Source organism: Streptomyces sp. YKOK-I1, from assembly GCF_054660435.1.
Genome location: NZ_BAAGDR010000001.1, coordinates 9,677,899 through 9,689,755 on the forward strand (window position 1 = coordinate 9,677,899; position 11,857 = coordinate 9,689,755).

Annotated in this window: 12 protein-coding genes; 10 read left to right on the plus strand and 2 right to left on the minus strand. The window is 70.7% G+C overall.

Translation table 11 applies throughout. From position 1 onward, the window contains the following. Window positions 1-170: 170 nt before the first annotated feature. Together ACYQ8Q_RS42945 and ACYQ8Q_RS42950 are read right to left on the minus strand one after the other, a co-directional pair. Entirely contained in the window at window positions 171-935 is a 765-nt protein-coding gene (locus tag ACYQ8Q_RS42945; RefSeq protein WP_460072622.1) for an SDR family NAD(P)-dependent oxidoreductase, read from the minus strand. Further along, on the minus strand, window positions 932-1,972 hold the full coding sequence (locus ACYQ8Q_RS42950; RefSeq protein WP_460072624.1) for a LacI family DNA-binding transcriptional regulator: 1,041 nt from the start codon (window positions 1,970-1,972) through the stop codon (window positions 932-934). Before ACYQ8Q_RS42950 ends, ACYQ8Q_RS42945 begins: the two co-directional genes overlap by 4 nt. Window positions 1,973-2,511: 539 nt before the next feature. On the opposite strand from ACYQ8Q_RS42950, the gene ACYQ8Q_RS42955 reads away from it, so the two are divergent. The 10 genes from ACYQ8Q_RS42955 to ACYQ8Q_RS43000 all read left to right on the plus strand — a co-directional run bounded on the left by ACYQ8Q_RS42955 (window position 2,512) and on the right by ACYQ8Q_RS43000 (window position 11,825). Further along, window positions 2,512-3,870: an extracellular solute-binding protein gene (locus tag ACYQ8Q_RS42955; protein ID WP_460072626.1), complete on the plus strand. Its 1,359-nt coding sequence runs from the start codon at window positions 2,512-2,514 to the stop codon at window positions 3,868-3,870. After that, window positions 3,867-4,907 (plus strand): carbohydrate ABC transporter permease, encoded by a 1,041-nt coding sequence (locus ACYQ8Q_RS42960; protein WP_460072628.1) that lies wholly within the window; start codon window positions 3,867-3,869, stop codon window positions 4,905-4,907. Before ACYQ8Q_RS42955 ends, ACYQ8Q_RS42960 begins: the two co-directional genes overlap by 4 nt. Next, window positions 4,907-5,728, plus strand: coding sequence for a carbohydrate ABC transporter permease (locus ACYQ8Q_RS42965; protein WP_460072630.1), 822 nt, complete (start codon window positions 4,907-4,909; stop codon window positions 5,726-5,728). Before ACYQ8Q_RS42960 ends, ACYQ8Q_RS42965 begins: the two co-directional genes overlap by 1 nt. 139 nt (window positions 5,729-5,867) lie before the next feature. After that, entirely contained in the window at window positions 5,868-6,539 is a 672-nt protein-coding gene (locus ACYQ8Q_RS42970; RefSeq protein WP_460072632.1) for a bifunctional 4-hydroxy-2-oxoglutarate aldolase/2-dehydro-3-deoxy-phosphogluconate aldolase, read from the plus strand. Next, window positions 6,536-7,498, plus strand: a complete 963-nt coding sequence (locus ACYQ8Q_RS42975) for a sugar kinase (RefSeq protein ID WP_460072633.1) — start codon at window positions 6,536-6,538, stop codon at window positions 7,496-7,498. The genes ACYQ8Q_RS42970 and ACYQ8Q_RS42975 overlap by 4 nt, the downstream gene beginning before the upstream one ends. 40 nt (window positions 7,499-7,538) lie before the next feature. Beyond that, the gene (locus tag ACYQ8Q_RS42980; protein WP_460072634.1) at window positions 7,539-8,612 is read left to right on the plus strand and encodes a lactonase family protein; all 1,074 of its coding nucleotides are present in this window, start codon (window positions 7,539-7,541) and stop codon (window positions 8,610-8,612) included. 88 nt (window positions 8,613-8,700) lie between these two features. Next, the gene (arfA, locus tag ACYQ8Q_RS42985; RefSeq protein WP_460072635.1) at window positions 8,701-10,245 is read left to right on the plus strand and encodes an arabinosylfuranosidase ArfA; all 1,545 of its coding nucleotides are present in this window, start codon (window positions 8,701-8,703) and stop codon (window positions 10,243-10,245) included. Between the two features lie 181 nt (window positions 10,246-10,426). Beyond that, window positions 10,427-10,918 (plus strand): hypothetical protein, encoded by a 492-nt coding sequence (locus ACYQ8Q_RS42990; RefSeq protein ID WP_460072637.1) that lies wholly within the window; start codon window positions 10,427-10,429, stop codon window positions 10,916-10,918. Window positions 10,919-10,957: 39 nt separating this feature from the next. Further along, the gene (locus ACYQ8Q_RS42995) at window positions 10,958-11,311 is read left to right on the plus strand and encodes a hypothetical protein (RefSeq protein ID WP_460072638.1); all 354 of its coding nucleotides are present in this window, start codon (window positions 10,958-10,960) and stop codon (window positions 11,309-11,311) included. Between the two features lie 49 nt (window positions 11,312-11,360). Continuing rightward, window positions 11,361-11,825 (plus strand): TIGR03618 family F420-dependent PPOX class oxidoreductase, encoded by a 465-nt coding sequence (locus tag ACYQ8Q_RS43000; RefSeq protein ID WP_460072640.1) that lies wholly within the window; start codon window positions 11,361-11,363, stop codon window positions 11,823-11,825. The last annotated feature ends 32 nt before the right edge of the window (window positions 11,826-11,857 follow it).

An 11,857-nucleotide genomic window follows, 5' to 3' on the forward strand; every position in this document is an offset into this window, starting at 1 on the left:
CGGGTGTGCGGGTATGTGGATGGGCCGCGTGTCTGAGGCGGGCGTGCGGCGGTCGCGGTCCCGGCGGGGCGTCCTGGCGGCGAGGCTCGCGGGGCAGACCGGGATGAAGGGGGTGAAGGGGGTGAGAGGGTGAAGGGGGTGAAGCGCGGGGCGCAGGGGCGACGAGGGCGCTACTCCTGGGAGTTGATACTTCGGCCGCCGTCCACGAGGAGGTTCTGACCGGTGATGAAGGCGGCGTCGTCGGACGCGAAGAAGGCCACGGCGGCGGCGATGTCCTCCGGGGTGCCGAGCCTGCCGACGGGGGTGCGGGAGGCGGTGAGGGTCTTGTAGTCCTCGGGGGTGTCGGCCCACAGAGCGGTGAGGACGGAACCCGGCAGGACGGCGTTGAACCTGATCTCGCCGCCGTACTCGACGGCGAGCTGGCGCACCAGAGCGCCGATCCCGCCCTTGGCCGCGGCGTAGGCGGGGTTGCCCGGGAAACCGAGGGCGGCGTGGATGGACGAGGTGATCACGACCGCTCCGTGGGCGGCCCTGAGCAGGGGGACCGTGGCGCGTACGCCGTAGAACACCGAGTCCAGGGAGAGCCGCAGTTGGCCGTGCCAGGAGGCGTCGTCCAGTTCGTGGACCGCCCCCGGGAGGTTCTGCCCGGCGTTGAGGTGCAGCATGTCGAGCCGGCCGGCCCGCTCCGTGGTCTCGGCGACCACGGCGGCCCATTCGCCGGGTGCGGTGACGTCGAGACGGCGGCCATGGGCCCGGCCGCCCTCGGCGCGGATCTCCTCGGCCACCCGGTGGGCGGCCCCGTCGTCGATGTCGGTGACGACCACGGCGGCTCCTTCCGCGGCCAGACGGTGGGCGGTGGCCTCGCCGATACCGGAGCCGGCGGCGGTGAGCAGGGCCGTACGGCCCGTGAAGCGTGCGGGTGGTGATGCCGTCATGGGGTTTCTCCGGGGCCGGCGGTGGAGCCGCGCAGCATCAGGCGTGGCTCGGTGGGGACGAGGACGTCACCTGTGGTCCGGCCCTCGATGGCGGCCACCAGGGCGTCGACGGCGGCGGTGCCCAGCTCGTACAGGGGCATGGCGACGGTGGTCAACGGGGGGCTGAGGTGGTCGGCGACGGGCATGTCGTCGTTGCCGACCACGGAGATGTCCTCGGGAATCCGCAGTCCGAGACTGCGGATCGCGCCCATCGCGCCTATCGCCTGCGCGAGTGAACTGGTGTAGAGAGCGGTGACCGGCTGACGCCCGCCACCCGGTGCGGGCCGCAGGAGCTCCAGCGCCGCAAAGGCGCCGCCCTCCTCGGTGAAGTCCCCGGACGCGACCGGGGCGGCCGTGAAGCCCAGTTCCTCGGCGCGCCGCAGGAACGCCCGCTCACGGGTGTCACTGGGCGTGATGCCGGGTGGGCCCGCGATGTGCCCGACCGCGCGATGGCCGAGGCTGTGCAGGTGGTCGAGGGCGGTGACGCTGGAACGGGCCACGTCCATGGTGACGTTGCGGTCCGATCCCTCGACCGAGCGGTTGACGAAGACGTGCGGGACGCGGCTGCGGCGGAGTACGTCGAGCAGGGGATGACCGGGGCGGGCCGATGCGATCAGCAGTCCGTCGACGCGGCCCTCGCGTACCAGGTCGTCGAAGGACTCGTCGGCCTCCTGGCCTTCGAAGTCCTCGGCCAGCAGGGAGAGGTAGCCCAGTTCCCGGGCCCGCTGGTAGGCGCCGCGGGCGATGGTGACGTACGTGGGGTTGGCGAGGGCGGGCACCAGGAGCGCGAGGGCATGGGTACTCGCACCCGCCAGCGCCCGGGCTCCGGAGTGGGGGCGGTAGCCCAGCGCTTCGGCGGCCTCGTGGACACGCTGTCGGGTCTCGGGGCGTACGGACAGGTCCTCCCTGCCGTTGAGCACCTTGGACACGGTGGCCTTGGAGACCCCGGCCCGCTCCGCGACGTCCACCAGTTTGGCCCTGACGGGCTGCTCCGGCACGTGGGACTCCTCTCGGCTCCGCGCCTCGACCGCTCGTCCAGCAGTGGCGCGTTCTGTCCTCTTGACACCTTCTGGCGACGCAACCTAACGTTCGCCGAAGTTTCAGTCAACCGGTTTCCTCGGACGGAAATAAGCGATACGTCCGGGCAGAGCCAGCGAAGCCGGTCACTTCACCAGCAGGCCGAGTCGGCCGAAAGCCGACGATGGCCGAGGTGTGCACGGAGTGCTCCGAGAGGGGGCGCCGGGGACGCGGTCACCGCCGCAACCATGGTGCCGCCGGACCGTGCTGAGCCCGAACGCGGACGGGCTCGCGGTCCGGACCGGGGCTCTCCCGCCCGTCCGTACCGCCGTACCGCCCTTCCGTACCGCCCTTCCGTACCGCCCTCACGTACCGCCCGTCCGTACCGACGAGGCCGGGCCATCGCGCGGCGGCCCGTTTCGTTCCCCGCGGGCCCGCCCTCCCCTTTCCGGACCCACCGTCTCCCCGCGGGATCACCCCGCCCTGTCCACACGTGCCGAACGACCTGCACGAAAGGCCCATGACCATGCCCAAGTTCACGACGACGTCCCTCGACCGACGCCGTTTCCTCGCCGTCTCCGCCGGCGCCGCGCTCGGCGCGAGCGCGCTGTCCGCCTGTGCCACCTCGGTCAGCGGCGGCTCCAGCGGCGGGAAGGGTTCCACGTCGACCCTCACCATCATGTCGGCGGACAACGAGATGGACGCGAAGACCATCAAGGCCGCCGAGAAGGCGCTGGGCGTGAAGATCACCTTCCTCAGCTCCGACGACACCAAGCTCAACGCCATGCTGGCCGCCAAGAACCCGCCGGACGTCGTACGCGGCCTGGGCGCGATGGAGACCCCGTACTTCGCGGCCCGCGGGCTCATGACCGACCTGGATCCGTACTTCGCCAAGAGCACGGTGCTCCAGGTCTCCGACCTCGACCCGGTCAACGACCTCTGGTGCTTCGACGGCAAGAAGCAGGGCGCGGGCCCGCGCTACGGCATGGCGAAGGACTACTCGCAGGACCAGATGTTCTGGTATCGCACCGACCTCTTCGACGCCGCCAAGCTCGACCACCCCAGCGCCACCGAGCCGCTCTCCTACGACGCGTGGCTCGACCTCGGCGAGCAGCTGGTCAAGCGCCGTCTGGGCAAGGTCAAGGTGTACGGCCTGAACGCCACCGGGCTCAACAACTTCTCCCAGCTGATGGGTGCCACCGCCTCGGCCGGCGGCAGCCTGTTCGCCGAGGACCTCGCCTCGGTCGACTTCTCCTCACCCGAGGCGCTCAAGGCGCTGAAGTGGCTGATGGCGTACACCAAGGCCGACATCGGCCCCAACGTGACCAACCCCAACCCGGACGGCTGGGACGGCCCCACCTACCTGGCGGGCCGCATGGCGATGGCCTGTGACGGCTACTGGTTCGGCGGACAGATCTCGACCGACGCCAAGGTCGCCGAGGTCTCCCGCTTCGCGCCCGCGCCCCAGATGGGCGCCCAGCGTGTCAGCCCCTGTTTCGGTGCCACCGGCTACTGGATCCCCAAGAACGCCAAGAACAAGGACGCCGCCTGGAAGTTCTTCGAGTGGTACTTCGGCGGTCAGCCCGCCAAGGACCGCGCCGGCAGCGGCTGGGGCATCCCCACGCTGCAGTCGCTGCGCTCGCTGATGCCGCAGGGCAACGCCTTCCAGAAGCAGGCGTTCGAGACCCAGCAGAGCGAACTCGACCATTTCTCCGTTCTCACCTTCAGCCCCTACGTCCAGCTGGCCGCCCTGGAAGCGGTGATCACGCAGGTGCTGCCGCAGGCGGTCAAGTCCGGCACCTCCGCGGGCAAGGTGGCCGACCAGTTCAACTCCCTCATGAACGCCAAGATCGCCAACGGCAAGAAGGTTCTGGGATGAGCAGCACCGGTCAGCTCGCCGGTCCCGCCGCCCCGTCGCCCGCCCACGCCGCCCCCGGGGCGGCGGGCCGCGCGACCGGCGGACGGGCCGGCCGGCCCCACTCGCTGCGCACCCGCCGGGTCGCCGCCTTCTATCTGTTCACCACACCCTGGGTGCTGGGCTTCCTGACGCTGACGGCGTTCCCCCTCGGGTACGCGCTGTGGCTGAGCTTCACCAACTCCGACGGGCTCTCCCCCCATCCCCGCTTCGTCGGCCTGGACAACTACCGGGAGATCCTCACCGACCAGCAGACACTGGACTCCCTCGCGCGTACCGGGCTGTTCGCCCTGCTCACGGTTCCCCTGACGATCGCGGCGGGACTCCTCCTCGCCGTTCTGGTGAACCAGCCGATCCGGGCCCGCGGCCTGTTCCGCACGCTGCTGTACCTGCCGGCCGTGATGCCGCCGGTGGGCGCCGGCCTCACCTTCAAGCTGATCTTCGACCGTGACTCGGGGGCGGCCAACGGACTGCTGGACCTCCTCGGCGTCAACGGCGTGTCCTGGCTGACGGACCCCAACGCCCGCTGGGTGCTGATCGTGCTGACGACCTGGGGGGTCGGCAACATCATGATCATCTCGCTGGCGGGACTCCAGGACATCCCGCGGGAAGTGCACGAGGCGGCGAGGATCGACGGGGCCGGCGCCTGGCAGTCCTTCACCCGGATCACCGTGCCCCTGCTCTCCCCGGTGCTGTTCTTCCAGGTCGTCACCGGGATCATCGCCGCGCTGCAGAGCTTCGCGCCGCTGTTCATCTCGCTCGACGCCAGCCCCCAGGGCATGGCGTCCGTCCCCCAGCACAACTACCTGTTCATGATCCACGTCCTCACCGAGTATTTCGCGGACGGCCGTTACGGCTACGCCTCGGCGCTTCTGTGGGTGCTCTTCGCCCTCATCATGCTCCTCACCTTCCTCGTCTTCAGGCTGAGCCGGGGAGTGGTCTTCTACTCCGTGGAGCCCGAAGGCGCCAAGAACTCGCCCCGCACCCTGGGAGGCAAGTGATGGTGCTCTCCCGGCGCAGCGCGCTCTACATGCTCCTGGTCGCCGTCGTCGTTCTCTTCCTCAGCCCGTTCGGCTGGCTCCTGATCACCGCGCTCAAGGCGCCGGCGGAGCTCTCGGCGATCCCCATCCACTGGTGGCCGCACGAGCCGAGCCTGGGCAACTTCAAACAGGCCCTGGATCTCTGGCCCTTCCTGGCCTACGCCCGCAACTCCCTGACGCTGTCGGTGACCTACGCGCTGCTGGTGACACTGGCCTCGGCGTGGGCGGGGTACGGCTTCGCCCGGCTGGAAGCGCCGGGCAAGCGGGTGATCTTCGGTGTGCTGCTGTCCACGATGATGCTGCCGCAGATCATCACCCTCGTCCCCACGTATCTGCTGTTCGCCAAGGTCAACCTGCTGAACACCTACGTGCCGTGGGTGCTCTGGGGGCTGTGCGGGGCGCCCTATCTGATCTTCCTGTTCCGCCAGTTCTTCACCAACCTGCCGAAGGAACTGGAGGAGGCGGCGATCGTCGACGGCTGCGGGCAGATCCGTGTCTTCTGGAGGATCTTCCTGCCGCAGTCCTGGCCCGTCATCGCCACCAGCCTGATCCTGTCGTTCAGTTGGACGTGGGGCGACTGGATCGCACCCGCCCTGCTGCTGGACGACGACCACACCACCCTCGCGGTCAGGCTCGCCAAGGGCTACATGACCCAGCACGGCGATCCGCTGAACAACCTCGTGGCGGCGGGCACCGTGATGTACATCGTGCCCGTACTGGTGCTCTTCCTGATCCTGCAGCGCGGCTTCGTCGCAGGTGTCTCCACCTCCGGCCTCAAGTGACCGGAGCACGCGGACCGGCCGGATGGCGTCCGGACCCGGCGGGCAGCCTCCCTTCCGCATCGTTCGTCCCCGACCAAGGAGTGATCGTGCTTCCCCACCGCCACACGACCGCCGGAGTTCCGGCCGGAAGGGCGGCGTCATGACGGACCGCCCCGCCCTGACCCCGCAACTGGCCCGCACCAGGGTCATGGCCATTCTCCGGTCGGCCGACGCCTCCGGTCTGCCCGCGGCGGCCCGGGCACTCGCGGCCGGTGGCGTCACCTGTCTGGAGATCACCCTCACCACCGAGGGCGCGCTGGACGCGATCGCCGCCGTCCGGGACGATCTCGGCCCCGACGTGGCCGTCGGCGCGGGAAGCGTGGTCACCACCGCACAGGCTCGGGACGCGCTCGCCGCCGGAGCCGAGTTCCTGGTGGCCCCCGTTGTGGACACGGACGTCGTACGTGCCACCGCGGCAGGTGGCACCCCCTGCTACCCGGGCGCCTGGACCCCGACCGAGGTGTCGACCGCCTGGCACGCGGGCGCCGCCGCGGTGAAGCTCTTCCCCGCCTCCACCGGTGGCACCGCCCATCTGCGGCAGTTGCTCGCCCCGCTGCCACAGGTGCCGCTGATGGCCGTCGGTGGAGTCGACATCACCCGGGCAGCGGACTACATCGGCGCCGGAGCCGTGGCGGTGGGCATCGGCTCACCCCTGCTGGGCGGCGCGGACCGTGATCCGACCCGGGAATCCCTGGACGCCCTCACCGAACGGGCCCGTACGCTGCTGGAGGCCGTCCGGCCCGGCACGCCCGCCAGGAGGGCCGGCCGGTGAACGGCCCGGAGCGCGGACGCTATCTCGTGACCGTGGGCGAGGTCCTCGCCGTCCTGGCGGCACCGGATCCGGGTCCCCTCGCCCTGGGCACCCGGATGCGCCTCGGGCTTGCCGGAGCGGAGTCGAACGTCGCGGTCGGCGTCAGCCGGCTCGGTGGATCCGCCGTCTGGATCGGACGGGTCGGCGACGACGAACTCGGTGAACTCACCCTGCGTGAACTGCGGGCCGAAGGCGTGACCGCCCTCGCCGCCCGGGACCCGGCGCCCACCTCCTTCCTGCTGAGGGAGCGGCGCACCGCCACGCACGGCCGCACCCGTTACTACCGCACGAACACCGCCGGTTCGCGGCTGACCGCACAGGACATCCCCGAGGACGTCGTCGCAAAGGCGGCGGCGCTGCACATCACCGGCATCACACCGGCTCTCGGGGCCGGCCCGGCGGCCGCCGTGCGCAGGGCCGTGGACATCGCCGCCGCCGCGGGCGTGCGGATCTCCCTGGACATCAACTTCCGCTCCCTGCTGTGGAGCGAGGAGGAGGCCCGGCAGACCCTGCTGCCCTTGCTGGGCATGAGCGACCTGGTGTTCGCGGGAGTGCACGAGGCCCGGCTGATGGTCCCCGGCAGCAGCCACGACCCGGCGGAACTCGCCCAGCGCATCTGCGACCTGGGGCCCGGCGGAGCCGTGATCAAACTCGGCGCCGACGGAGCGTTCGCCCTGCTGGAAGGGGAGACCTACCGGCAACCGGCCGTCCCCGTCCAGGTGCACGACCCGGTCGGCGCGGGCGACGCGTTCGCCGCCGGGTACCTGGCCGAACTCCTCGCGGGCGAACCACCGACCCGACGACTCGCCACGGCCGCCCTGCTCGGCGCCTTCGCGGTGAGCACCACCGGCGACTGGGAGGGACTGCCCCGGCGTGAGGAACTGACGCTGCTGGACCACCACGACGACGTGGTCCGCTGAGCCCGCCGATCCCCACCACCCGTCCCACCGAAGGACCCTCATGCCCGGCCGTACCCACCCCCACGACGTCCACGTCCTCACCGGCTCGTACACCCCCGACACCGGTGGCTCCGGAGTCGGGCTCGCGCTCCTGCGTCTGGACCCCTCCTCCGGGGCGCTGACGGAGCAACCCCGGCTGTCGCCGCTGCCCGTGAGCGGGGCCTCCTTCCTCGCGGCGCACCCTTCCCGGGACCTGGTCTACAGCACGACCGAGCAGGAGACCGGAGCCGTCAGTGCCGTCGCCGTCCACCGCGGCCGCGCCCCGGCCCGGCTGGGACCCGCGGTCGGCACCGGCGGCGCCAACCCCTGCCATCTCACGGTCCATCGGGACGGGAACTGGCTGCTGACCGCCAACTACGGCAGTGACACGGCACCCGGCAGCGTGGCCGTTCACCGGCTCGACGCGGACGGGAGCGTCGGCGAACTGACCGACGTCGTCGTCCACGAGGGGTCCGGCCCGGTCACCGGACGACAGGACGGCAGCCACGCCCACCAGGTGCTCCTCGACCCGGCGGGGCGGTTCGTCCTGGCCACCGACCTGGGCGCGGACAAGGTGTTCGTCTACCGCCTCGACACCGCCGCGGGAACCCTGGACCAGGTGGCCGTCAACACGATGCGTGCGGGATCGGGTCCCCGCCATCTGGCCTTCGCGCCCGGCGGCGATCTGGTGTGGAGCGCGGACGAGCTGTCCTCGACCGTCACATGCCACCGATACGACACCGCCACGGGCACGCTGACCGAGCTTTCCACCACCCCCGCCACCACGGCCCGGGACCTCGCCAACCTGCCCGGTGGCATCATCGCCTCTGCGTGCGGGAGGTTCGTCTGGGTGACCAACCGTGGAGCCGACACCGTCGCCGCGTTCCGGGTCACCGGCTCCGCCCTCCAGCCGATCGGCGAAGTCCCCAGCGCGGGCGCCTGGCCACGCGGCCTGGCCATGGCCGGCGGCCACCTCCTCGTGGCCAACCAGCACGGTGGGACCCTCGTCGCGCTGCGCGTCCTCGACACCGGAGCGCTGGAACAGGCCGGCCCGGCGGTCGTCACCCCGTCGGTCGTCTGCGCGCTCGGCCTCTGACGCCCGCCCTCCCGCCCTCCCTCTCTCCCTTCCTCTCTCTCGCGTCGAGCAGCAGTCCCCGTAGCCAAGTAGCCACTGAAAGGCAGACATGTCAGTCCAACCCCGCCCGGTCGCTCGCATCGCCCTCGACTCGGCCTTCGGTATCGGTCCGGTGCATCCCCGTATGTTCGGATCGTTCGTCGAACATCTCGGCCGCTGCGTCTACACCGGCCTCCACGAACCCGGCCATCCGTCGGCCGACGCCTCCGGCCTGCGGCAGGACGTCCTGGCGCTGGTCCGGGAGCTGGGCGTCACCACGGTCCGTTACCCGGGCGGCAACTTCGTCTCCGGCTATCGCTGGGAGGACTCCGTGGGGCCGCGCGAGGAGCGGCCGACCCGCCTCGACCTGGCCTGGAAGACCACCGAGACCAACGAGTTCGGCCTCAGCGAGTTCATGACCTTCTGCGGCGAGACCGGAATCGAGCCCATGATGGCCGTCAACCTCGGCACCCGCGGAGTGGAGGACGCCGTGCGGCTGCTGGAGTACGCCAACCATCCGGGCGGCACCGAACTGTCGGACCTCCGCGCCCGACACGGCGACAAGGAACCGTACGGCATCCGGATGTGGTGCCTGGGCAACGAGATGGACGGCCTCTGGCAGATCGGCCACAAGACGGCGGAGGAGTACGGCAGGCTCGCCGCCGTGACCGCCCGCGCCCTGCGCATGGTCGATCCCGGTCTCGAACTGGTCGTCTGCGGCAGTTCCAGTTCCGGCATGGAGACGTTCGCGGCATGGGAGGCGACCGTTCTGGAGGCCACCTACGACGAGGTCGACCACATCTCACTGCACGCCTACTACGAGGAGATCGACGGCGACCGCGACTCGTTCCTGGCCTCCGGCGTCGACCTGGAGCATTTCATCGAGGCCATCGTGGCCACCTGCGATCACGTCGGGGCACGCCTGAAGTCGAGGAAGCGGATCAACCTCTCCTTCGACGAGTGGAACGTCTGGTACCAGAAGCGGCCCAACCCGCACCCGGTCCAGGACTGGCAGACGGCGCCACGCCTGCTGGAAGACGTCTACACCGTCACCGACGCGGTGGTCTTCGGCTCCCTGCTCATTGCCCTGCTGCGGCACGCCGACCGGGTCACGGCCGCTTCGCTCGCCCAACTCGTCAACGTGATCGCGCCGATCATGACCGAGCCGGGCGGCCCGGCCTGGCGCCAGACCACGTTCTTCCCCTTCGCCCAGGCGTCCCGGTACGGACGGGGGCGAGTACTGCGCGTCGAGGTGGACAGCCCCACGTACACCACGTCCCGATTCGGCGAGGTGCCGCTGCTGCACGCCACCGCCGTCATCGACGACGAGACCGGCGATGTCACCGTCTTCGCCGTCAACCGTGACCGGACGGGGGCCCTGCCGCTGGAAATCGACCTGCGTGGCGTCGGGGCCGTGGCCCTGGCAGAACACCTGGTCCTGGCCGACGCCGACCCGGAGGCCACCAACACGGCGGACCGGCCTGACCGCGTCACCCCCCACACCGCCACCGGCACCACCGTCACCGGCGGAGTCCTGCGCGCCGCACTCGAGCCCCTCTCCTGGAACATGATCCGCCTGACGCGTGCCCAGGGCTCACCGCCCGTGGACCGTTGATGCCGGCGTCCCCGCGCTGAGCGAGCCCGAACCGGGCGGGGGCGTACCCGGCCCGGGACGCTCCAGCGGCAGGCCCGGCCTGTGCGGCAAGGTTTGCGCAAGGTCGATGGTTCAGCGTGGCGTCACCAAGCACGGACGGTCGCGTCCCGGGTGGTCGCCACCGGTCAGGGAAGGCAAGAACATGCACGTGAAAGAGCTGATGGCCCAGCGGTTCGGCACCGGGCGGGTCCGGTCGGTCATCGTCGTCGGCGCGCTCGGCGCCGCCGCCGTCCTGGGGGCGGCACCGAGCGCGCAGGCGGGCACGGGCTGCACGCTCGGCCTGTGCTCGACGACGGTGAACGACAGCGCCTACGGGGTCACGGCCGTCTTCAACTGGTGCCGGGGCGGCGACAGCACGGGCGACTCCACGGCCACCGAGCCGAAGTGCGCGTCCGACGGGGTGAGTCAGAAGACCATGAACCTCACGGCGCGAGGCGGCCACACGCCGTACAGCCAGGACTGGGACGCCTTCCGTGTGGACGCCGGCTGGTGCTACAAGGTCAAGTTCGTCCGCACCGGGCAGTCCGACTTCACGCGCACCTATGACCGGCGGGGCAAGGCGGCGCTCTGGGTGAAGGTCGGGGACAACGCGGACGCGCACGTCCTCGACCAGGGAACCGCCTCCTGCCCCTGAGCGGCCGTCAACCGGCATGACCATGGAAGGGGATGCACAGTGACACACAGAACGCAGAGGCTGGCCGTGGTAGCCGTATCGGCCGCCACCGCCCTCGTCGGCTTCTGGGCCGTTCCCGCCCAGGCGCTGACGTACACCCTGAGCACCACCGGAGCCGCAGGCACGGTCACCTATGTCGGGAACGGCGACTGGTCGCTCCACGCCCATGACCCGCTCACCGACGGGCACTGCGCACGCTTCCAGGTGAAGGACACGGACGACACCAGTTGGCGGTGGTACGGCGACATGGTCTGTACCTCCAGCGATCAGTACGTGACGGGAGCCCGCTCGCTGTGGTCCGTCCGTATCTGCCGGACGGGGATCGGGAACTGCTCGGCCGCCGTCAAGCTCTGAACCGAACACTCGATGAAATGACCGGACGGCCAAGGGCGTTGGTCACTTCATGACTGAGCGACCAGCGCCCCGCGCCCTGTCCGACGAAGCCCTCTCCGACCTGCTCGGCCGACAGCGGTTCGGCACGCTCGCCTCCGTCAGGCGCAGCGGCCATCCCCATCTCACCACCATGGTGTACAGCTGGGACGCCGAAGCCCGCATCGCGCGGTTCTCGACGACGGCTGACCGGGTCAAAGTGGGGCACCTGCGACGCAATCCTCGTGCGGCGCTGCATGTGCCGGGCGGTGATGTGTGGTCGTTCGCCGTCGCGGAAGGCGAGGCCGAGGTCTCCGAGCGCACGACGGTTCCCGGCGACGCGGTCGGACGAGAACTGCTCGGGATGATCCCGCGGTCCGCCAGGCCGAGGCCCGAGGACGAAGCCGCGTTCCTGGAGCAGCTGGTCGCCGAGCGCAGGGTGGTCGTACGGCTGAAGGTGGACCGGCTGTACGGCACGGCGCTCGACATCGACGGATAGGAGACGGTGACGCCTGCCGAGGCCGCCGACGC

What these genes read in the sequence shown, in the direction of transcription:
- arfA (WP_460072635.1), top strand. Translation starts at nt 8,701, where the DNA reads ATGTCAGTCCAACCCCGCCCGGTCGCTCGCATCGCCCTCGACTCGGCC.
- ACYQ8Q_RS42965 (WP_460072630.1), top strand. Translation starts at nt 4,907, where the DNA reads ATGGTGCTCTCCCGGCGCAGCGCGCTCTACATGCTCCTGGTCGCCGTC.
- ACYQ8Q_RS42955 (WP_460072626.1), top strand. Translation starts at nt 2,512, where the DNA reads ATGACCATGCCCAAGTTCACGACGACGTCCCTCGACCGACGCCGTTTC.
- ACYQ8Q_RS42980 (WP_460072634.1), top strand. Translation starts at nt 7,539, where the DNA reads ATGCCCGGCCGTACCCACCCCCACGACGTCCACGTCCTCACCGGCTCG.
- ACYQ8Q_RS42945 (WP_460072622.1), bottom strand. Translation starts at nt 935, where the DNA reads ATGACGGCATCACCACCCGCACGCTTCACGGGCCGTACGGCCCTGCTC.
- ACYQ8Q_RS42970 (WP_460072632.1), top strand. Translation starts at nt 5,868, where the DNA reads ATGACGGACCGCCCCGCCCTGACCCCGCAACTGGCCCGCACCAGGGTC.
- ACYQ8Q_RS42960 (WP_460072628.1), top strand. Translation starts at nt 3,867, where the DNA reads ATGAGCAGCACCGGTCAGCTCGCCGGTCCCGCCGCCCCGTCGCCCGCC.
- ACYQ8Q_RS42990 (WP_460072637.1), top strand. Translation starts at nt 10,427, where the DNA reads ATGCACGTGAAAGAGCTGATGGCCCAGCGGTTCGGCACCGGGCGGGTC.
- ACYQ8Q_RS43000 (WP_460072640.1), top strand. Translation starts at nt 11,361, where the DNA reads ATGACTGAGCGACCAGCGCCCCGCGCCCTGTCCGACGAAGCCCTCTCC.